General features: G+C 65.0%; 21 protein-coding genes. 15 read left to right on the forward strand and 6 right to left on the reverse strand.

Going from position 1 to position 21130, the window contains the following annotated elements; all coding sequences use genetic code 11:
* Positions 1-79: 79 nt before the first annotated feature.
* Together C0V72_RS16740 and C0V72_RS13025 are read right to left on the reverse strand one after the other, a co-directional pair.
* Positions 80-211: a hypothetical protein gene (locus C0V72_RS16740; protein WP_267893440.1), complete on the reverse strand. Its 132-nt coding sequence runs from the start codon at positions 209-211 to the stop codon at positions 80-82.
* A gap of 29 nt (positions 212-240) precedes the next feature.
* Entirely contained in the window at positions 241-561 is a 321-nt protein-coding gene (locus C0V72_RS13025) for a 2Fe-2S iron-sulfur cluster-binding protein (RefSeq protein ID WP_101794580.1), read from the reverse strand.
* A gap of 133 nt (positions 562-694) precedes the next feature.
* On the opposite strand from C0V72_RS13025, the gene C0V72_RS13030 reads away from it, so the two are divergent.
* A complete protein-coding gene (locus C0V72_RS13030; protein ID WP_172439024.1) occupies positions 695-1438 on the forward strand; it encodes a helix-turn-helix domain-containing protein in 744 nt (247 codons plus the stop codon).
* A 6-nt stretch (positions 1439-1444) separates the two neighbouring features.
* On the opposite strand, the gene C0V72_RS13035 is transcribed toward C0V72_RS13030, so the two are convergent.
* Entirely contained in the window at positions 1445-1909 is a 465-nt protein-coding gene (locus C0V72_RS13035; protein WP_101794604.1) for a hypothetical protein, read from the reverse strand.
* Positions 1910-1998: 89 nt separating this feature from the next.
* Here C0V72_RS13035 and C0V72_RS13040 point away from each other — a divergent pair, with 89 nt between their 5' ends.
* Positions 1999-3225: an alginate export family protein gene (locus C0V72_RS13040; protein ID WP_101794582.1), complete on the forward strand. Its 1227-nt coding sequence runs from the start codon at positions 1999-2001 to the stop codon at positions 3223-3225.
* On the opposite strand, the gene C0V72_RS13045 is transcribed toward C0V72_RS13040, so the two are convergent.
* Together C0V72_RS13045 and C0V72_RS13050 are read right to left on the reverse strand one after the other, a co-directional pair.
* Entirely contained in the window at positions 3215-3835 is a 621-nt protein-coding gene (locus C0V72_RS13045; RefSeq protein WP_101794583.1) for a GNAT family N-acetyltransferase, read from the reverse strand. The two genes, C0V72_RS13040 and C0V72_RS13045, sit on opposite strands and share 11 nt — an antisense overlap.
* 12 nt (positions 3836-3847) lie before the next feature.
* A complete protein-coding gene (locus tag C0V72_RS13050) occupies positions 3848-4549 on the reverse strand; it encodes a helix-turn-helix domain-containing protein (protein WP_101794584.1) in 702 nt (233 codons plus the stop codon).
* Positions 4550-4754: 205 nt separating this feature from the next.
* On the opposite strand from C0V72_RS13050, the gene C0V72_RS13055 reads away from it, so the two are divergent.
* Genes C0V72_RS13055 through C0V72_RS13105 form a run of 11 tightly spaced genes read left to right on the forward strand, consistent with a single transcriptional unit; the run spans position 4755 to position 18438 of the window.
* Positions 4755-7502, forward strand: coding sequence for a nitrate/nitrite transporter (locus C0V72_RS13055; protein WP_101794585.1), 2748 nt, complete (start codon positions 4755-4757; stop codon positions 7500-7502).
* Positions 7499-11236: a nitrate reductase subunit alpha gene (locus tag C0V72_RS13060; protein WP_101794586.1), complete on the forward strand. Its 3738-nt coding sequence runs from the start codon at positions 7499-7501 to the stop codon at positions 11234-11236. The genes C0V72_RS13055 and C0V72_RS13060 overlap by 4 nt, the downstream gene beginning before the upstream one ends.
* Complete coding sequence (gene narH / locus C0V72_RS13065; protein WP_101794587.1) at positions 11233-12762, forward strand: nitrate reductase subunit beta; 1530 nt, start codon at positions 11233-11235, stop codon at positions 12760-12762. The genes C0V72_RS13060 and narH overlap by 4 nt, the downstream gene beginning before the upstream one ends.
* Complete coding sequence (narJ, locus tag C0V72_RS13070; protein WP_101794588.1) at positions 12762-13466, forward strand: nitrate reductase molybdenum cofactor assembly chaperone; 705 nt, start codon at positions 12762-12764, stop codon at positions 13464-13466. Before narH ends, narJ begins: the two co-directional genes overlap by 1 nt.
* 3 nt (positions 13467-13469) lie before the next feature.
* Positions 13470-14171 carry a respiratory nitrate reductase subunit gamma gene (gene narI / locus C0V72_RS13075; protein ID WP_101794589.1) on the forward strand — a complete coding sequence of 234 codons (702 nt, stop codon included), beginning with the start codon at positions 13470-13472 and terminating at the stop codon, positions 14169-14171.
* A complete protein-coding gene (locus C0V72_RS13080) occupies positions 14164-14976 on the forward strand; it encodes a peptidylprolyl isomerase (RefSeq protein ID WP_101794590.1) in 813 nt (270 codons plus the stop codon). Before narI ends, C0V72_RS13080 begins: the two co-directional genes overlap by 8 nt.
* Positions 14973-15977 (forward strand): GTP 3',8-cyclase MoaA, encoded by a 1005-nt coding sequence (gene moaA / locus C0V72_RS13085; protein ID WP_233999945.1) that lies wholly within the window; start codon positions 14973-14975, stop codon positions 15975-15977. Before C0V72_RS13080 ends, moaA begins: the two co-directional genes overlap by 4 nt.
* A 2-nt stretch (positions 15978-15979) precedes the next feature.
* A complete protein-coding gene (locus C0V72_RS13090) occupies positions 15980-16240 on the forward strand; it encodes a MoaD/ThiS family protein (RefSeq protein WP_172439025.1) in 261 nt (86 codons plus the stop codon).
* Between the two features lie 2 nt (positions 16241-16242).
* A complete protein-coding gene (locus C0V72_RS13095) occupies positions 16243-16722 on the forward strand; it encodes a molybdenum cofactor biosynthesis protein MoaE (protein ID WP_101794606.1) in 480 nt (159 codons plus the stop codon).
* Positions 16709-17245, forward strand: coding sequence for a molybdenum cofactor synthesis domain-containing protein (locus C0V72_RS13100; RefSeq protein ID WP_101794592.1), 537 nt, complete (start codon positions 16709-16711; stop codon positions 17243-17245). Before C0V72_RS13095 ends, C0V72_RS13100 begins: the two co-directional genes overlap by 14 nt.
* Complete coding sequence (locus tag C0V72_RS13105) at positions 17242-18438, forward strand: molybdopterin molybdotransferase MoeA (RefSeq protein ID WP_101794593.1); 1197 nt, start codon at positions 17242-17244, stop codon at positions 18436-18438. The genes C0V72_RS13100 and C0V72_RS13105 overlap by 4 nt, the downstream gene beginning before the upstream one ends.
* On the opposite strand, the gene mobA is transcribed toward C0V72_RS13105, so the two are convergent.
* Entirely contained in the window at positions 18407-19021 is a 615-nt protein-coding gene (gene mobA, locus C0V72_RS13110) for a molybdenum cofactor guanylyltransferase (RefSeq protein ID WP_172439026.1), read from the reverse strand. The two genes, C0V72_RS13105 and mobA, sit on opposite strands and share 32 nt — an antisense overlap.
* A gap of 107 nt (positions 19022-19128) precedes the next feature.
* Here mobA and C0V72_RS13115 point away from each other — a divergent pair, with 107 nt between their 5' ends.
* Complete coding sequence (locus tag C0V72_RS13115; protein ID WP_101794595.1) at positions 19129-20340, forward strand: NnrS family protein; 1212 nt, start codon at positions 19129-19131, stop codon at positions 20338-20340.
* Positions 20341-20342: 2 nt separating this feature from the next.
* On the forward strand, positions 20343-21002 hold the full coding sequence (locus C0V72_RS13120; protein WP_101794596.1) for an NnrU family protein: 660 nt from the start codon (positions 20343-20345) through the stop codon (positions 21000-21002).
* Positions 21003-21130: the final 128 nt, after the last annotated feature.

A 21130-nucleotide genomic window follows, 5' to 3' on the forward strand; every position in this document is an offset into this window, starting at 1 on the left:
CCGCTCGGGCTACGCCCTCCCAGCGCTCGCCAAGGCGCGGATCAAGTGGCCTGATTTTGCGCCGCCCAATGGCCGACTTTTACTCCGCCGTTGACAGGTAATCGAAGGTCCAGGCGATTTCGAGCGGGCTGCGATAGATGTCGTCGGGTGCCTTGCCCTTCAGCCAGTGCGGCAGGGTAATCGCCGGTTCGCGTTCCTTGACCTGTTCCATCGCTCTCTCCGTTTATGGTGTCCGGGTGTTCAATATTGGCGCGCGGGCAAGTGGACGATGATGCCGTCCAGCGCGGGGGTGACCGGGATCTGGCACGACAAGCGGCTGCGGCTGTCGACGTCATAGGCGAAATCGAGTGTGGCGCGTTCCAGCTCGTGCATGGCGGGCAGGCGCGCAGCGTCCTCTGCCGCGATGTAGCAATGGCAGGTGCCGCAGGCGCAAAAGCCGCCGCAGTCGCCTTCAATCCCCGGCACCTTGTTCAGGGTGGCGGCCTCCATCAGGCTGATGCCGTCGGGGCTGGCGACTGTGTGCGGCGTGCCATTGTGTTCGACATAGGTAATCATCGGCATTGGTGATGAAGCTCCGCTTGCTGCTGACACTCATGTAAGCAAGCCGATGCCGCTTGGGCATTGATATATGTCAAGGCAACTTTCGCGCTCAGCGGGCATGGGGCGACCATCGAAATCTCTGCGCGAGGCTGCCATGGCCAATCCCGGCTCGTATAACCTGTTCCTGCGTGCCACTTTCGGGATCGAGCCGGGGAGCGAGCTTGCCCGCAAGCTGGGCGAACTGGCCACGCAGGTGCAGATCACCCGCGGGCAGACAGTCGAAACCGATCCCGATGCCGCCACGCTGGTGTTCCTGACCGAAGGCGCGACCAAGCTGAGCGCGCTGGCGTCACGCGGGCGGCACCAGATCGTCGCCTTTCATTTTGGCGGCGATATCTTCTCGGTCCCGCCTGAGGGTCTGCATCGTCATGTGGTGACCGGCCTGTGCGACAGCGCGCTGACGCTGTTTCCGGCCAGCGCGTTCTATACTCGTGCAGCGGCCAGCCCGAGGGTGATGCGCACCCTGCTCGAACGCACCCAGACCGCGCTGTTCCGCTGCCGTGACAAGGCGGTGAACCTTGGGCGCAAGACGGCGCGTGAACGGCTGGCCGGATTCCTGTTGGGCATGTCAGAAAGGCTCGACTGCCCCGATGGCGAACCGGGTTGTATCGAATTGCCCATGACGCGCCGCGACATCGGGGAGAGCATCGGTCTCACCATCGAAACCGTCAGCCGCCAGCTTACCGATCTGAAAGAGGACGGCATTATCGACACGCGCGGGCGATCCTGCATCATTTTGCACGATCTCGCGCGGCTGGCCGAGCAGGCGGGCAATGTCGAACCGCGCCAAGCTGTCACGGCTATACAGCCTGCCGAACCAGCATTTGCGCCTTCCTGAGCGCGCCTAGATCAGCCCGTGCGCCCCGGCCATCGCGCCGAGCGTCGTGATCAGCGCAGCGACTGAAAGCACCCGGTGCACCCACACCATCCGCTGCCAATCGGCCGCCGGATCGGGCGAATGGGCCATGCGATGGTGCAGCAACAGCGGCTCGGCCACGAACAGCATCAGCGCAAACACCAGCCACAGCGCAACCATCGCGTGCATCCACCACAGCGCCGGATCGGCAAAGCGCCACCACAGGTCCGCCTCCCACGTCATCCACAGCCCAGAGGCCCCTGCCAGCAGAACCCAGAATTGGGCTTGCGGAGCAAAGCCCTGCTCGATCCGGTGGAAGGCGGCGAGGCGCGCGGCGGGCGCTTCACTGCGGGCGATGGCGGGCATCACCACGAATGTGACAAACCACACCCCGCCGATCCAGCCAACCACCGAAGCGACATGCGCCACGCGGGCGAGAGTGAACCAGTCGATGTCCATGCCTGATGATCTAGCGGCCCTGTGCCGCGCCATCCTTGATGCAGATCAATTACGCTGGCGGACGCAGGGGTATTTCACGCAGCATGAATCAAGCATCGCTCCCCCTGCTCGCCCTCATCGTCACTCTGGCGCTGCCGGTTGCCGCGCAAGCCGAAACCGCGCCGCCGCCTGAAGCCGATGCCGTCACCCTCGATCCCTATGGCGATCTGCGATACCGGATCGAAGTGGTCGATCAGGACGGGTTGCCGGAAGATGCCGCCGCTTCGACACTGCGAATCCGGGCCGGGTTCAGGCTGGGCGACTGGCACGGCTTCAGCCTGCAGGTCGAAGGCGAGGGGATCGTTCGGTTGGGGCCGGAAGATTTCAACGACACAGTCAACGGCAAGGCCGCATTCCCGGTGGTGGCGGACCCGGAATCGGTGCAGCTCAATCAGGCATTTGTCCGGTGGAAGCCCCATGCCGCCGTCGAGCTCGCTGCGGGGCGGCGGGCGGTCAATCTCGATAACCAGCGCTGGATCGGCTCGGTCGACTGGCGCCAGAATGACCAGACGCTGGATCTGGCGCAAGTGACACTGCGCCCGGCCAAGGGCGTGTCGATCGACTATTTCAACGCCTGGCGGGTGGACCGGATCTTCGGCGAGGATTCGCCGCAAGGGGTGTTCCGCGACACCGATATCAATGCAGCGCGGATCGCCTATTCGGGCAGCTCGATCGGCACGGTGTCTGCCTATGGCTTCTGGCTCGACATTCCGTCGCACCCCGGCAGTTCGTCTCGCACCATGGGGGTGCGGCTGATCGGCGATCAACCCTTGGCCAAGGGCGCAAAGCTGCTCTACGCGGCCGAATATGCACGGCAATCCGATCATGCGGCCAACCCCGCCAATTTCGCGCTCGATTACCTGCTGATCGAGCCGGGCGTGGAATTCGGCGGTTGGGCGGTGAAGGCGGGGCTGGAGCGGCTGGAGGGCAATGGCGCGGCGGCCTTGCAGACCCCGCTGGCGACGCTCCACGCCTTCAACGGCTGGGCCGACAAGTTCCTCGTCACCCCGCCGGATGGCCTGCGCGATCTGTATGGCGAGGTCGGCTACAAGTTTGCAGGCGGCGCTTTGAAGGGCCTAACCCTGCGTGCGATCGTGCATGATTTTGCCGCGACGCGGCGCGATGCGGCTTACGGGCAGGAGCTTGATCTGCTGGCGGTCTACCCGATCCGCGCCAATCTCGTTCTGCTCGGCAAGTTTGCGCACTACGCGGCAGACGGCTTTGGTGCCGATACCACCAAGGGCTGGCTGTCGCTGCAATTCAGCTTCTGAGGGCTTGCAGCCGGTGCCATTCCTCGCGAGTGAGTTCCCAGTAGCGTGAGCGGCGTACGCTGCCATCCGGGCGGATGCTGTCGCGCTCACCAATGAAGCGGAAGCCGGCCGCCTCGATCACGCGGGCAGAGCGGTGATTGTCGAGCGCGGCGGTCAGGCCGATCAACCGCACGCCGAGGTGATCGAACATCCAGCCGAAACTGCGCGCCGCGCCAGCCTTGCCGGTGCCGCGGCTCTGGGCAGCGGCGCGATAGGCTCCGCCGATCTCGGCGGCGGAATGCTCGGGCCAGATGGTGAAATAGGAATAGCTGGCGATGCCGCCGCCGTCACCGGGGAGCACGGCCAGCACCGCCTCGCCGCCGTGCTGGCGGTCGCGTGCCTCGCGGACCCATCTGGCAATATTTTCGGGCGTGAAGGGGCGCGGCAGGTCATAGATCGGATCGGACACGCGCGGATCGGACAGCAGGTCGATCAGCGCGGGCACATCGCACTCGTCGGCGATGCGGTAGCCGGGGCCGAGCAACGACACATCCGCCATGCGCACCGCTGTGCGGATACGAGCCGCCTCCTTGGCGCTGACAGCAAGCCGGGTTTCGGGCGGCGCGCTCATTCCGGGCGCGGCTCAGCGGTCAGCCGGCACCGGATCGGGCCGAGCAAAGGCGGCCAGCGCGGCGCGATCTTCGATCCGCACCCGCGCGCCGTTCACGCTGACCCCTTGTTCCTTCAGCGTGCCAAAGGCGCGGCTGAGGTTTTCGGGCGTCATCCCCAGCAGCGAGGCGAGCACGCGCTTTTCGCCACTCAGTTCGAAGTCCCAGGCGTTGCCGCGCTGGGCGCTGAATTCGAGCAGATGGTTGGCGAGCCGCTCGGCTGACTGGCGCAGCTTCATGTCGGTGAGCGCGCGCACCATGTCGCGGTAGCCCAGCGCCAGTTCATGCATCGTCGCCTGCATCAGCGCGGTATCCTTGCGGATGACCTCGCGCATCAAAGCTGCCGGCACCAGCAACACCCGCGAAGAGGTCAGCGTGCGCGCCGACATCAGATAGGGCAGATCGGTCATCACCGCGGCGACGATAAAGCTGGTCACCGGCTCGACGATTTTCATCGTGGTGTCGCGTCCGGTGCCAGAAACATAAAGTTCCACCAGACCATCCACCAGCACGTGCAGGAAATCGGCCTGCCGTCCGCGTTCAAACAGGGTCAGCTGCGGCGGGAAGACCTGCAGGAACGATCCCGACAGCACGCGCTCGCGCATGGCGTCATCCATGTCGCGGAATAGCGGAAGGCGGGCAATCTCTGGCTTCTCGCCGATTCTCATAAGGCTCATGACCGTCTGGTTAAGCGGCTAGGCTAGTGAATGAATTGATACACATCAATCACTGACTTGACATTGATCGGCGCTGCTCACGGCATCGATCAGGCCGAAACGATTTTGCCCGTAGTCCCAGCGCGCTTTTGATCTTGGTCAAACAGTCAGCGCATGAGACCCTGCACCAGCAACCCGGACTTTGGGATCGGAACGGGAGTTGCACATGGGACCGGGCGTTACAGCAACGCAGAGTGAACAAGGCCTCGCGCTGGGGCTGAGCACCTTTGCCTTCACCATCTGTTTTGCGGTGTGGACGATCTTCGCGATCATCGGGATCGAGATCAAGGCGGAACTCGGCCTCAACGACACCCAGTTCGGGCTGCTGATCGGCACCCCGATCCTCACAGGATCGCTGGTGCGGCTGATGCTCGGCATCTGGACCGACCAGTTTGGCGGGCGGATCGTGTTTCCGCTGACGATGCTGGCATCGGCCGCCTCGACTTTCCTGCTCTCCTATAGCGACAACTACTACCTGATGCTGCTGGCCGCGCTCGGCCTTGGCCTGGCGGGCGGCGGGTTTGCGGTGGGCGTGGCCTATGTGTCGAAGTTCTATCCGCTGGAACGGCAGGGCGCGGCGCTGGGCTTTTTCGGGATGGGCAATGTCGGCGCGGCGGTGACCAAATTCCTTGCGCCCTGGGTGATGGTGGCGATTGGCTGGCAGGGCGTGGCGCAGGTGTGGGCGGGCGTGCTCGCGGTGGTTGCGGTGGCGTTCTACCTCTTAGCCAAGGACGATCCCGAATACGCCGCGCGCAAGGCCGGCGGGATCCCGGCGCGCACGCTCAAGGACCAGCTTGAACCGCTGCGCAATGAACAGGTGTGGCGCTTCTCGCTGTATTATTTCTTCGTCTTCGGCGCCTTCGTGGCGCTGGCACTGTGGCTGCCCAATTACATGATCGGGCTCTACGGCGTCGATGTGAAAGTGGCAGGCATGCTGGCTGCCACCTTCTCGCTCTCGGCCAGCCTGTTCCGCGCCTATGGCGGGATGCTGTCGGACAAGTATGGCGCGCGCCGTATCATGTACGCGACCTTTGGCGTGTCGCTCATCTGCCTGTTCATGCTGTCCTACCCGGCGACCGATTACGTGATCCACGGGATCGAGGGTGACATCGGCTTCTCGACCTCGATGGGGCTGGTGCCCTTCGTGATCACGGTGTTCGTGCTCGGCTTCTTCATGTCGCTGGGCAAGGCGGCGGTGTTCAAGCACATTCCGGTCTATTACCCCCATCACGTGGGCGCGGTCGGCGGGCTCGTGGGCCTGGTCGGCGGCCTGGGCGGGTTCGTGCTGCCGATCGTGTTCGGCGCGGTAAGCGACCTTACCGGCATCTGGACGAGCTGCTTCATGGTGCTGTTTGCGCTGGTCGGCGTGGCGCTGGCATGGATGCACATTGCCATCCGCCAGATGGAGCAGAAGGCGAGCGGGATCGACGCGCGCAGCCTGCCGCAATTCCCGGAAATGGCGGGCCTGCACGACGAAACCCGCCACGCTGCCGCCCAGCCGAGCAAGGTGCTGGCCGAATGGAAGCCCGAGGATCCCGATTTCTGGGAAACGACGGGCGAACGCATCGCGCGGCGCAACCTATATATCTCGATCCCGGCCCTGTTGCTCGCCTTCGCGGTGTGGATGGTGTGGTCGGTGGTGGTCGCCAAGCTGCCGCAGGTCGGGTTCGCCTATACCACCGATCAGCTGTTCTGGCTGGCGGCGTTGCCGGGCTTGTCGGGAGCGACGTTCCGGATCTTCTACAGCTTTATGGTGCCGATCTTCGGCGGACGGCTGTGGACCACGCTTTCCACCGCTTCGCTGCTGATCCCGGCCTTCGGCATCGGCTATGCGGTCCAGAACCCGCAGACGCCCTACATTATCTTCCTGGTGCTGGCGCTGCTGTGCGGGTTCGGCGGGGGCAATTTCGCCTCTTCGATGTCTAACATCAGCTTCTTCTTCCCCAAGGCGCGGAAGGGCAATGCGATGGCGCTCAATGCGGGCCTCGGCAACCTTGGCGTCTCAGTGATGCAGTTCGCGGTACCGCTGATCATCACGGCCGGCGTGTTCGGCGCGTTGGGCGGCGCGGCCCAGCAGACCGCGGAGGGCGGCCAGTTGTGGCTCCAGAACGCCGGGTTCGTGTGGGTGCCGTTCATCATCGGCAGTAGCCTGCTCGCATGGTTCGGGATGAACGACATCGCCGACGCCAAAGCCAGCTTTGCCGAACAGGCGGTGATCTTCCAGCGCAAGCACAACTGGCTGATGTGCTGGCTCTATACCGGCACCTTCGGCAGTTTCATCGGCTTTTCGGCCGGCCTGCCGCTGCTCGCCAAGCAGCAGTTTCCGCAAGTGGACGTGCTGCAATTCGTGTTCCTCGGCCCGCTCGTCGGCGCGCTGAGCCGGGCGGGCACGGGCTGGGTATCGGACAAGTGGGGCGGCGCGCGGGTCACCTTCTGGGTGTTCGTGCTGATGATGCTGGGCGTGTTCGGGGTCATGTATTTTATCCAGGCCGCTAGCTGGTGGGGCTTCCTGGGCATGTTCATCTTTATGTTCTTCATGACGGGGGTGGGCAATGCTTCGACCTTCCAGATGATCCCCAACATCATGCGGCAGGAAGTTCCGCGCCTGATGCCGGAACTCGCGCCTGATGCCGCGCTGCGGCAGGCGGAGAAGGAATCGGCGGCGATCGTCGGCTTCACCTCGGCGATTGCGGCCTACGGCGCCTTCTTCATCCCCAAGAGCTTCGGCAGCGCCATTGCCGCAACCGGATCGCCGATGGCGGCCCTATGGGGCTTCTTCATCTTCTACGCCAGCTGCGCCGCGCTGACGTGGTTCATCTACACCCGCCGCGGCGGCCTGCTGCACGATATCGAACGCGGGCGCACGCCTGCTCCCGCCGTCCAACCTGCACCCCTGAAAGGAGCCGCTGCATGAGCCAGCTTCTCGACCGCCTGACCTTCTTCCGCCAGCCCAAGCAGGCCTTTGCCGGCGGACATGGTGTCACCACCAACCAGAACCGCGACTGGGAGGACAGCTATCGCAAGCGCTGGCAGCACGACAAGATCGTGCGCAGCACCCACGGGGTGAACTGCACCGGTTCGTGCAGCTGGAAGATCTACGTCAAGGGCGGGATCATCACCTGGGAAACCCAGCAGACTGATTATCCGCGCACCCGGCCCGATCTGCCCAACCACGAGCCGCGCGGATGCCCGCGCGGGGCGAGCTACAGCTGGTACATCTATTCGGCCCAGCGCCTGAAATATCCGATGGTGCGTTCGCGCCTGCTCAAGCTGTGGCGTGAAGCGCGCGTGCTGCGCACGCCGGTCGCTGCCTGGGCCTCGATCGTCGAGGATCAGGCCAAGCGCAAGAGCTATACCGCGATCCGCGGCCACGGCGGCATGGTGCGTTCGACGTGGGACGAGGTGAACGAGATCATCGCGGCTGCCAATGCCTACACCGCCAAGACTTACGGCCCTGACCGGATCATTGGCTTCTCGCCCATCCCGGCGATGTCGATGGTGAGCTATGCGGCCGGATCGCGCTATCTCTCGCTGCTTGGCGGCACCTGCATGAGTTTCTACGACTGGTATTGCGACCTGCCGCCCTCCAGCCCGCAGACCTGGGGCGAACAGACCGACGTTCCCGAAAGCGCCGACTGGTACAATGCCGGGTTCCTGATGATGTGGGGCTCGAACGTCCCGCAAACCCGCACCCCCGATGCGCACTTCATGACCGAGGCCCGCTATCGCGGCACCAAGGTCGCGGTCGTCAGCCCCGATTACGCCGAGGCGACCAAGTTTGCCGATCTGTGGCTCAACCCCAAGCAGGGAACCGATGCGGCGCTGGCGATGGCGATGGGCCATGTGATCCTGCGCGAATATCACCTCGACCGACAGGCCGAATATTTCGAGGACTATTGCCGCAAATATTCCGACATGCCGATGCTGGTGAAGCTGGTTGAAAAGGACGGTGCATGGGTGCCCGAAAACCTGCTGCGCGCCGCCGATTTTCTCGATGGTCTGGCCGAAGCCAACAATCCCGACTGGAAAACCGTCGCCATCGACGAGGCCACCGATGAAGTGGTGGTACCGTCGGGCTCGGCCGGTTTCCGCTGGGGGGAGGAAGGCAAGTGGAACCTGCAGGAACGCGACGGGCGCGGCAATGCCACCCGGCTGCGGCTGACCAACATCCTCGATGGCCAGCATGACGAGGTGATCGAGGTCGCCTTCCCCTATTTCGGCAATCTTGAACACGATCACTTCCAGGGCACCGATCACCCCAGCGTGCTGAAGCGCCGGGTGCCGGTGCGGCAGGTGCAGCTGAAGGACGGCAAGGCGTTTGTCGCCACCGTGTTCGATCTGTTCTGCGCCAATTACGGCCTCGACCGGGGCCTCGGCGGCGATCATGTCGCGCGCGATTACAGCGCGATGGAGCCTTACACCCCGGCATGGGCGGAAAAGATCACCGGCGTGCCGGCCGATCACATCATCACCGTGGCCCGCGAATTCGCCTCGAATGCCGAGGTGACCAAGGGCAAGTCGATGGTGATTTTGGGCGCAGGGCTCAACCACTGGTATCACATGGACATGAATTACCGCGGCATCATCAACCTCTTGGTGATGTGCGGCTGTGTGGGCCAATCGGGCGGCGGCTGGTCGCACTATGTCGGGCAGGAAAAGCTGCGCCCGCAGACCGGGTGGACCGCGCTCGCCTTCGCGCTCGACTGGAACCGCCCGCCGCGGCACATGAATTCAACGAGCTTCTTCTACGCCCACACCGATCAGTGGCGGTACGAGACGCTGGCGGTGGAGGAAATCCTCTCCCCCACCGCGCCTGATGGTGACTGGGACGCAAGCCTCATCGATTACAACGCGCGGGCCGAACGCATGGGCTGGCTGCCGAGCGCGCCGCAGTTGAAGACCAACCCGCTCGAAGTGGGCAAGGCGATCAAGGCCAGCGGCAAGACCGCGGGCGAATATGTCGCCGAAGGCTTCAAGGCAGGCACGCTGGAAATGTCGTGCTTTGATCCCGATGATCCGGCCAACTGGCCGCGCAACATGTTCGTGTGGCGGTCGAACCTGCTCGGGTCGTCGGGCAAGGGCCACGAATATTTCCTCAAGCACCTGCTCGGCACCGCCCACGGCGTGCAGGGTAAGGACCTGGGCGAAACCGGCGCGGTCAAGCCCAAGGAAGTGAAGTGGCACGATGATGCGCCCAAAGGTAAGCTCGATCTGCTGGTGACGCTCGATTTCCGGATGTCGACCACCTGCGTCTATTCCGACATCGTCCTGCCGACGGCGAGCTGGTACGAGAAGGACGATCTCAACACCTCGGACATGCACCCCTTCATCCACCCGCTCTCGGCGGCAGTGGACCCGGTGTGGGAATCGCGCAGCGACTGGGACATCTACAAGGGGATCGCCAAGAAGTTCTCCGAAGTCGCGCCTGAGGTGCTCGGCGTCGAGCATGACGTGGTGCTCACCCCGATCCAGCACGACAGCCCGAACGAGATCGCACAGCCCTATGACGTGGCCGATTGGGGGCTGGGTCAGGCCGAGCCGATCCCCGGCAAGACCATGGCCAATGTCGCGCTGGTCGAGCGGGATTATCCCAATCTCTACAACCGCTTCACCGCGCTTGGCCCGCTGATGGAAAAGCTCGGAAATGGCGGCAAGGGGATCGGCTGGAACACCGATCACGAGGTCGAGGCGCTGCGCAAGCTCAACGGCCCGGTGCTGAAGGATGGCCCGACCAAGGGCCTGGCGCAGATCGAAACCGCGATCGATGCCGCTGAGATGATCCTGATGCTCGCGCCTGAAACCAATGGCGAGGTCGCGGTCAAGGCCTGGGCCGATCTGGGCAGGAAGACCGGGCTCGATCACACCCATCTGGCGCTGCCCAAGGAAGAGGAGAAAATTCGCTTCCGCGACATTCAGGCCCAGCCGAGGAAGATCATCTCCTCGCCCACCTGGTCGGGGCTGGAAAGCGAGCACGTATGCTACAACGCGGGCTACACCAACGTCCACGAACTGATCCCCTGGCGCACGCTGACCGGGCGTCAGCAGCTCTATCAGGATCACAAGTGGATGCGCGCGTTCGGCGAGGGCTTCTGCGTCTATCGCCCGCCGATCGACACAAAGGCGGTGCAGCCGATGCTCGATGAGGCCAAGGGCGCGCCGCACGTGATCCTCAACTTCATCACCCCGCACCAGAAATGGGGCATCCATTCGACCTATACCGACAACCTGCTGATGCTGACACTGTCGCGTGGCGGGCCGATCGTGTGGATGAGCGAGGTGGACGCCGCCAAGGCGGGGCTGGTCGACAATGACTGGGTGGAAACCTTCAATTCCAACGGCGCGCTGGTGGCCCGCGTGGTCGTGTCGCAGCGGATGAAGGAAGGCACGCTGTTCATGTATCACGCGCAGGAGAAGATCACGAACATGCCCGGATCACCTTTGACCGGGCAGCGCGGGGGCATCCACAACTCCGTCACCCGCGCCGTGCTGAAGCCCACTCACATGATCGGCGGCTATGTCCAGCTCGCCTACGGGTTCAACTACTACGGCACCGTCGGGTCCAACCGCGACGAATATGTGATCGTCCGCAAGCTTACAAAGGTCGACTGGCTCGAAGGGGCCCTCGCTGAAGGGGAGACCGCAGCATGAAAATCCGCGCACAGATCGGCAAGGTCCTGAACCTTGACAAGTGCATCGGCTGCCACACCTGCTCGGTGACGTGCAAGAACGTGTGGACCAGCCGCGAAGGCATGGAATATGCCTGGTTCAACAATGTCGAGACCAAGCCCGGCATCGGCTATCCCAAGGACTGGGAGAACCAGAAACGCTGGAACGGCGGCTGGGTGCGGACCGCCGGTGGCTCGATCCGGCCCAAGATGGGCGGCAAGTGGCGGCTGCTGGCGAAGATCTTCGCCAACCCCGATCTGCCCGAGATCGACGACTATTACGAACCCTTCACCTTTGATTACGCCCACCTGCAAAAGGCGGGCGAGAGCAAGGCCTTCCCCACCGCCCGCCCGCGCAGCCTGATTTCGGGCGAGCGCATGGAGAAGATCGAATGGGGGCCGAACTGGGAGGAAATCCTCGGCGGCGAATTCGCCAAGCGGTCGGAGGATTACAACTTCGAAGGGGTGCAGAAGGAAATCTACGGCCAGTTCGAGAACACCTTCATGATGTATCTCCCCCGGCTGTGCGAACATTGCCTCAACCCGACCTGCGTCGCCGCCTGCCCGTCCGGCGCGATCTACAAGCGTGAGGAAGACGGCATCGTCCTGATCGATCAGGAAGCCTGCCGCGGCTGGCGCATGTGCGTGTCGGGCTGCCCTTACAAGAAGATCTATTACAACTGGAAAACCGGCAAATCGGAAAAGTGCATCTTCTGCTATCCGCGCATCGAAGCGGGCCAGCCGACGGTGTGCAGCGAGACCTGCGTCGGGCGCATCCGCTACCTTGGCGTTATGCTCTATGATGCCGACCGCATCGAGGAAGCCGCATCGGCCGAGAATGTCGAGGACCTCTATCAGGCGCAGCTCGATATCTTCCTTGATCCCAATGACCCGGCGGTAATCGAACAGGCGCGAAAGGACGGCGTGCCCGAAGCCTGGCTGGAGGCCGCGCGTCACTCGCCCGTCTACAAGATGGCGATGGAATGGAAGGTCGCCTTCCCGCTCCACCCCGAATACCGCACCCTGCCGATGGTGTGGTACGTCCCGCCGCTCTCGCCGATCAATGCCGCGGCCAGCGCCGGGCAGATCAGCGTTAACAACAACATGCCCGATGTGCGCTCGCTTCGCATCCCGCTGAAGTATCTCGCCAATCTGCTGACGGCAGGCGACGAGGAGCCAATTGCCCTGTGCCTTGAACGGATGCTGGCGATGCGCGGCTACATGCGCGCCAAATCGATCGAAGGCGTGCACAACGAGGCCATCGCCACGAACGTGGGCCTCACCGGCGCCCAGATTGAGGAGATGTACAAGGTGATGGCGCTGGCCGATTACGAGGATCGCTTCGTGATCCCCACCGGCCACCGCGAGGATGCCGAGGACATGTTCGAGGAACGCGGTTCCTGCGGCTTCAGCTTCGGCAATGGCTGTTCGGGCGGGTCGAACGAGACCAACCTGTTCGGCGCCCCGCCGGTCCGCAAGAAACTCCAGACCCCTTCGGAGGTGTTCTGATGCACAACCTTCATCTCATTTCGCTGCTGCTGCAATATCCCTCGCTTGAATTGCAGGCGGTGGCAGGTGAAATCCGCCAGCGGCTCAGCACCGATCCGGCCCTGCCGCAAGCCGCCGTCGCCGCGTGCGAACCGCTGCTGACCCGGCTTGCCACAGCTGACATCTATGATGTGCAGGAAGCCTATGTCGATCTGTTCGACCGGGGCCGGGCGCACAGCCTGCACCTGTTCGAACACGTTCACGGCGAAAGCCGCGACCGGGGGCAGGCAATGGTCGATCTCCGCGCCCGTTACCTTGATGCAGGGCTGGAGCCGGCGGGCAACGAACTGCCCGACTACCTGCCGCTGTTCCTCGACTACTGTTCGACCCTGCCCGATCTGCTGGCCCGCGATACGCTGGCCGAACCCGGCGTGGTGCTGATCGCGCTAACGGCGCGGCTGGCGGACAAGGGTTCGGATTATGCCCCGGTGTTCGCGCTGCTGTGCGAGATCGCCGGGCTGGAAATGGACGAAACGGCGGCGAACGCGCTGCCGCCCGCCGAAGACCCCGAAACCCTCGAAGAACTCGACGCGCAGTGGGAGGAGGAGGAAATCCGCTTCACCGCCGATGCCGCGCCCGATCCCACCGGCGCCTGTCCGCAGGTCAGCGCCATGCTTGACCGGATGCGCGCACCCCTGCCCGAAACCCCTGCGAAAAGGAGCTGAACCATGGCCGACTTCCTCCACAATCTGCTGTTCGGCATCTATCCCTATATCGCGCTGGCGGTGCTGGCGCTGGGTTCGATCATCCGCTTCGACCGCGAGCCCTACAGCTGGCGTTCGGGTTCCAGCCAGCTCTTGCGGCGCAAGCAGCTGATGGTGGGATCGGTGCTGTTCCATGTCGGCGTGCTGTTCATCTTTGTCGGCCACCTTGTCGGGCTCTTAACCCCGATTGCGTTGTTCGATGCGCTGGGCATCAGCCACGGGGCCAAGCAATTGCTGGCGATCGTCGCTGGCGGGATTGCGGGCGTGGCCGCGATCATCGGCGCAAGCCTGCTGATCCATCGCCGCTTCTTCGACCCGCGCGTGCGGGCCGCCTCGAACTTCAGCGACAATGCCATCATCCTCATCCTGTGGGTGCAACTGGCGCTGGGCCTCGCCACGATCCCGCTGTCGGCGGGGCATCTCGACGGGCACGAGATGGTCAAGTTCATGACCTGGGCACAGAGCATCTTCACCTTCCGTAGCGGTGCGGCAAGCCACATTGCCGATGTGCATATCATCTTCAAACTGCACCTGTTTTTGGGGCTGACGATCTTCCTGCTGTTCCCCTTCACCCGGCTGGTGCACATGCTGAGCGCGCCGGTGCGCTACCTGTGGCGCAGCGGCTATCAGATCGTGCGCTCGCGCCGGAGCCTCAGCCATGGATGAGGTGATCGAACGGGCTGCAGTGCGGGTCGGCGGTGTGGAAATCCCCGCCACCGCCATCGCCGCCGAAGCGCAGAACCACCCCGCGCCTGATGCCGCCACGGCGTGGACCGAAGCCGCCGAGGCGCTCGCCATCCGGCAATTGCTGCTGGCCGAAGCCGAGCGGCTCGGGATTGATCCTGGCGAACGCGAGGACGCGCAGGGCCGCGCGCTCGCCGCGGATGATGCGAAGATCGACGCGCTGCTGGAGAGCGAAGTTCGCGTGCCCGAGGCTACCGAGGCCGAGGCGCGGCGCTTCTATGATCGCCACCGCGAACGCTTCGCCTCCGAAACGTTGGTCGAGGCCGAGCACATCCTGTTCTCGGCCAACCCGGCGGATGAATTCGCCTATAGCCTTGCGGTCGGCGATGCGCGCATGGCGATCCGGACGCTGCAAGCTGATCCGGCCTGTTTCGGCGAGCTGGCGCGAGCCAAATCGGCCTGCCCGTCGAAGGGACAGGGCGGCAATCTCGGCCAGATCGGCAAGGGGCAGACCGTCGCCGAATTCGAAGCCGCGCTGTTCGACCTTGGCGAAGGCGAGCTGTGCCCAGAGCCGGTGCGCACCCGCTTTGGCGTGCACGTGATCCGCGCCGGACGCCGGGCCGAGGGGCAGCAATTGCCGTTCGAAGCCGTGGAGGCGACCATCCGCGACTATCTGGAGGAAACCACCACCCGCAAGGCGGTGGCGCAATACCTGTCGATCCTCGCCAGCCAGACCACCATCGAAGGGGTTGACCTGCCGATTGCGGACGGGCCGCTGGTGCAGTGACCATCCCTCGCTCCCCCGATGTCCTGCCGCTGTCTGACGCGATCGGTCGCCGGTTCGAATACCTGCGCCTGTCGCTGACCGAAGTGTGCAACTTCCGCTGCACCTATTGCCTGCCCGATGGCTACAAGAAGTCGTGCCAGCGTCCCGCGGAACTGACGGTTGAGGAAATTCGCCGCGCGGTGACGGCTTTCGCGCAGCTGGGGTTGTGGAAGGTGCGGCTGACCGGCGGCGAGCCGACGTTGCGGCGCGATTTCGAGAATGTCGCCAGCGCGGTCTCCAGCGTGCCCGGCATCCGCCGTGTGGCGATGACCACCAATGGCTATCGCCTCGCCGAGCGGGCGCAGGCGTGGCGCGATTGCGGGGTGAATGCGATCAATATCAGCGTCGATTCGCTCGATCCGGCGCGCTTTGCCGCGATCACCGGACATGACCGCCTGGGCGAAGTGCTGCGCGGGGTCGAGGCAGCGCGGGATGCGGGGTTTGAGAGTATCAAGCTGAACGCCGTGCTGATGCGCGGGGTCAATGATGATGAACTCGCGGCGATGGTCCAATTCGTCACCACCCGCGATCTGTCGCTGCGCTTCATCGAGGTGATGCGCACCAATGACAACGCTGCTTTCTTTGACCGTCACCATGTCGCTGGCCAAAGCGTGATCGACCGGTTGGAAGCCGCGGGCTGGCAGCGACTGTCGCGCGCGGCTGGGGCGGGGCCAGCGGTGGAACTCGGCCATCCCCACGCCACGGGCCGGATCGGCATCATCGCGCCCTATTCACGGGATTTCTGCGCCAGCTGCAACCGGTTGCGCATGTCGTCGGATGGTAAGCTGCATTTGTGCCTGTTCGGCGATGGCGGGATCGATCTGCGCCCGTTGCTCGCCGCTGATGACCCCGCGCCTCTCATCACCCGCATCCGCGCAATGGTGGGCACCAAGGCCCCCGCGCATCGGCTGCATTCGGGCAATAGCGGCGCAACTCCGCATCTCGCGTCCATCGGAGGATGATCATGAAACAAGCGCAACTCGACATCGAACTGTGCGGGCGCCTCGCCGACGCCTGCGGGCCGGTGCTGGGGCTCGCCGTCCCGGAGAACGGACTGCAGGTGACAGCGATGCTGGACGATCTCGCCAGCGCCTACCCGGCACTTGGCGAGGCGCTTCGTCGCATCCGCATCAGGGCCTGCATCAATGAAACCATCGTCGCCAATGATGCGATGGTGCGCCCCGGAGATCGGGTCGCGCTCTTTCCGCCGGTGTCGGGAGGATGACGATGCGGGTTGAATTGGCGCAGGCTCCCTTCGATCCGTCGCTGCGGCTTGCCGAGTTTTCCGCGGCGCTCGAGGATGAAGGCGCGGTTGTCAGCTTCACCGGGCGGGCCCGGGGGCGGGGCGCGGATGGTGCGGCGGTCTCTTCGCTGGTGCTGGAATGCTATCGCGGCGTCACCCTCCAATCGATGAAAGCGATCGCGGCCGACGCGCATGGCCGGTTCGCGATCACCGCCAGTATCGTCATCCACCGCGCGGGTCTGATCGCGCCGGGCGAACCCATCGTTTTCGTCGCCACTGCTTCACGCCACCGCAGGGCGGCCTTCGAGGCGGCGGACTACCTCATGGACCGGCTCAAGACCGAGGCGGTGTTCTGGAAGCGCGAGGAGCATGATGGCACCTCGACTTGGATCGAGCCGACCGCGCTGGATCGGGAAGACGCGCTGCGTTGGCGCGAGAAGGTGAATGAAAATGCCGGGAATTGACGAAAGCCTGACGTTCCATCCGCTGGGCATGGCAGTGCTGACCATTTCCGACACCCGCAGCCTTGAAACCGACACCTCGGGCACGCTGCTATGCGAGCGGTTGCAAGAGGCCGGGCACCACCTGCACGACCGCGCCATCGTGCGTGACGAGATCGCCGAGATCCGCGCGCAATTGCAGGCGTGGCTGGCACGGCCCGAGATCGAGATCATCCTCACCACCGGCGGCACCGGCTTTTCCCCGCGTGACAATACGCCCGAAGCGGTCAAACCGCTGATGCGGCGCGAGATGGACGGGTTTTCCATCGCCTTTCACCAGAAAAGCCTCGCCAGCGTCGGGGTCGCCTCGATGCAGTCCCGGGCCTTTGCCGGGCAGGCGGGCGATGCCTTCATCTTCTGCGTGCCGGGATCGACTGGCGCATGCCGCGATGCGTGGGACGGGCTGCTGGAGCTGGAGTTTGATAGCCGCCACAAGCCGTGCTCGATCGCCGGGGCGCTGCCACGTCTGAGGGATGTGTGTGCGTGATCAGTTTCGACGAGGCTCTGGCGCTGCTTGAAGCCTCGGCCTTGCGGCTGGGGGCAGAGGAAGTGCCGCTAGCCGGAGCAGCCGGGCGGGTTTTGGCAGAGCCGCTCACCGCCCGCAGCGATGGCCCGCGTGTCGCCGTCGCCGCGATGGATGGCTATGCGGTGCTGGATGCAGGCACCCGGCCCGGAGAGGCAATGAAGGTGGTCGGCGAAGCGCGTGCCGGGGCGGGTTTTTCCGGCACGCTTGGCGCGGGCGAGGCGGTGCGGATCTTCACCGGCGCTCCCCTGCCCGTCGGCGCGGATCGCTGCATCATGCAGGAATATGCCACCCGCAAGGGCAAGACTGTGCGCTTTGCCGAAGGATACGGCCCCGGCTGGCACGTGCGCGCCGCCGCAAGCGATTTTGCCGCCGGAGCAGTGCTGCTGGAGGCCGGCACGCGGCTCACTGTCCGGACGATGATCGCAGCGGCGGCGGCAGACCGGGCGTGCATTGCCGTGGCGCGGCGGCCACGGACGGCGATCATTGCCACCGGCGATGAACTGGCAGCTCCCGGCGAAGCGCATCTGGCTGCCGATACCATCCCGGAAAGCGTGACATTCGGCGTGGCGGCGATGGCGGAACAGGCCGGGGCGCAGATCGTGCGGCAGGCCATCGGCGGCGACAATCTGCCCGATCTGGAACAGCTCGCCGCTGCCGCCCTTGCGCAGGCCGATCTGGTGATCGTCACCGGCGGCGCCTCGGTCGGGGAGCGCGATTTTGCCAAGCCGATGTTTGCCAGCCACGGACTTGATCTGGTGTTCTCCAAGGTCGCGATCAAGCCCGGAAAGCCGGTGTGGCTGGGTCGGGCCGGGGGCACACTGGTGCTGGGCCTGCCGGGCAATCCGACTTCGGCGATGGTGACGGCGCGGTTGTTTTTGCTGCCCTTGCTCGCCGCGCTGCAGGGCCAGACCACCCGCGATGTGCTGCGCTGGCGGCACCTGCCGCTGGCCGAGCCGATAGCGGATAATGGCCCGCGTGAAACCTTTGTGCGCGCAGTGTGGGAGGAGGACGGCCTTTCCCCGATCAGCAATCAGGATAGCGGAGCGCAGGCGGCCCTGGCCAGGGCTGACTGGTTGATCCGCCGCCCGCCCAACGCCCCCGCCGAAGTTGCCGGCGCACTGGTCAGCGCGCTGGCGTTCGAGCCGCGGTGCTGAGATGCGCCTCAGCCTCGGCCAGCGCGACAGGATCATTGATGTTGGCGAAGGGATCGCGCGCGCCATCATCAGCCCATGCAACGTGCACCACACCTTGCGCGGCAGCAAAGCGCCACAGCGAGGCGCCGCCTGCCGCGATGTAATCGGCCAACGCCATCTGATCTACGCGCCACAGCGCGGCGAGTGGTTGGTATTTACCCCGGCTGACCGGCATGGCGACCTTGTTCGCGCCCAGCGCTGCGCCGAGCCTGGTGGCAAGATCGTGCGGCAGGAAGGGCTGGTCGCAGCCGATCAGCAGCACCTCGGGTCGATTCTGTGCGGCGGCAAAGTCAAAGGCGCTGACAAGCGCGCTGATCGGACCGCGTCCGGGAACGGCATCACACAGCAGCGGCAACCCGCCCGCATCGATTTGGCCCGCTTCGCGCACCGCCACCGCCATGCAGTCCGATTGAGCTGCGGCGTTCGCGATTGCATAAGCCAGCAGCGGCTGCCTGCCGAGCAGGCGCAGAGGCTTGCGCCCGCCGATCCGTTGGCCTTCGCCCCCGGCAGCGATGACGATGGCGGGGGCGGGCGGGGCGATCATGCGAAGGGGCACATCCGAGTTTGCGGTTACTACCGCCCTAGTCCGCATCAACGCGCTTGCAAACCCGTCTGCCGCAGACAGCCCGTTCGTCCTCGAGGAGACCGCCCATGAACGCCGCCGCCACCACGATGGAGCGCCACCGCGCTTGGCGCGGCCCGGCGCTGCTAAGCTTCGGGTTCCGGCCGTTCTTCCTGCTGGGCGCGCTGTGGGCGGCGCTGGCGATGGCGCTGTGGGTGGCGATGCTGGCGGGCGAGCTGACGCTGCCAACCGCCTTTGATCCGGTGAGCTGGCACGCGCATGAATTCCTCTTCGGCTATCTCGGGGCGATCATTGCCGGGTTCCTGCTGACCGCCGTTCCCAACTGGACGGGACGTTTGCCGGTGACCGGCTGGCCGCTGGCCGGGCTGGTCGCGGCGTGGCTCGCCGGACGGGTGGCGGTGAGTGTATCGCAAGGCCTTGCCCCGCTCGCGGTCGCGGCGGCCGATCTGGCGCTGGTGGCAGCGCTGGCGGTGCTGCTCGTGCGCGAGATCATCGTGGGACGCAACTGGCGCAACCTGCCGGTGGTGGGCCTGCTGGTATTGTTCGGCTGTGCCAATGCGCTGTTCCATTCGGAGGCGGCGAGCGGCGTCTATGCCGCGCAAGGCATGGGGCTGCGCCTCGGCCTTTCCGCGGTGCTGATGATGATCGCAGTGATCGGCGGGCGGATCGTGCCGTCCTTCACCCGCAACTGGCTGACCAGGCAGGGCGCAGGCCGTCTGCCTGTGCCGCCGATGCAGAGCTTCGATCTCGCCGCGCTCGGCGTGCTGCTGGCGGCCCTGCTGGCATGGGTGGTGGCGCCTTTCGCGGCCTTCACCGGCATGGCGCTGGCGCTTGCCGGGGGCCTGCATTTGGCGCGTATGGCGCGTTGGGCGGGGGATCGCACCTTCGCCGAGCCGCTCGTTACGGTGCTGCATGTCGGCTATGCCTTTGTGCCGCTGGGGGCGCTGGTGGGGGCGGTGGAGATTCTCGGATATGGCTGGATTGGCCCAGGCAGCGCGCAGCATTTGTGGACGGCGGGTGGCTTGGGATTGATGACGCTGGCGGTGATGACGCGTGCGACTTTGGGCCACACGGGCCGCGCCTTGACCGCGGGGCGCGGGACAATGGCCATCTATGCGGCGGTAGTCGTTGCGGTGTTGGCACGGATTGCGGCCGGCGCCTGGCCCGAGGCTGCGGACGCATTGCACAGCCTGTCCGGCATGTGCTGGATCGGGGCGTTTGCCGGCTTCGCGGCGCTTTATGGCCCGATGCTCCTGCGCCCGCGTCAGGCGGCGGGTTAGCCATGGCCTGGACCGAGTTCATTGCCGCGCTCGGCGTGTTCCTTCTTTCGCATGCCGTTCCGGTGCGCGCCCCGGTCAAGCCCTGGCTGGTAGGCCTGGTGGGTCAGCGCGGCTTTACCATCGCCTATTCGCTGTTGTCGCTGGCGCTGCTGGCCTGGTTGATTACGGCGGCTGGCCGGGCGCCCTTTGTCATGCTGTGGGCTTGGGAGCCTTGGCACAACCATCTGGTGCTGGCGGTAATGGCAGTTGTCTGCCTGATCCTTGTGCTCGCCATAGGCAGACCCAATCCGTTTTCCTTCGGCGGCGCGAACGCTGCCGCGTTCGACCCCGCTCGGCCGGGTATCGTCGGTTGGATGCGCCACCCCTTGCTGGCCGCGCTCGCGCTGTGGGCGGGGGCGCATGCCTTCGCCAACGGGACACTCGCCCATGTCGTCATGTTCGGCATTTTCGCCGCCTTCGCGCTGCTGGGAGGACGGCTGATTGACCGTCGCCGTCAGCGCGAGATGGGGCCCGAGTGGCAGCGACTGCGACGAGCAATCGTGCGGCCCGGCGCGGGGGCGGTGATGTTTGGACAGCCGCTGCGTCTGGTAGCGGCCGGGGCGCTTTACCTTGTCCTAATTCTGATCCATCCGCTGTTGTTCGGGGTCAGTCCGATCCTGTGATCGGAAACGCGCCCTGAACTTGCGAATGAGCGGGGGGTTGCTTACGCGCTGCTCACCCGCAAAGAATTTCTATCGGCTTTGTCCGGCGCGCGATCGTGCCTGGTGCGTTATGCCTGAACGGCAGGCGA

The sequence above is a fragment of the Porphyrobacter sp. TH134 genome, assembly GCF_002855495.1.
Classification (GTDB): Bacteria; Pseudomonadota; Alphaproteobacteria; order Sphingomonadales; family Sphingomonadaceae; genus Erythrobacter.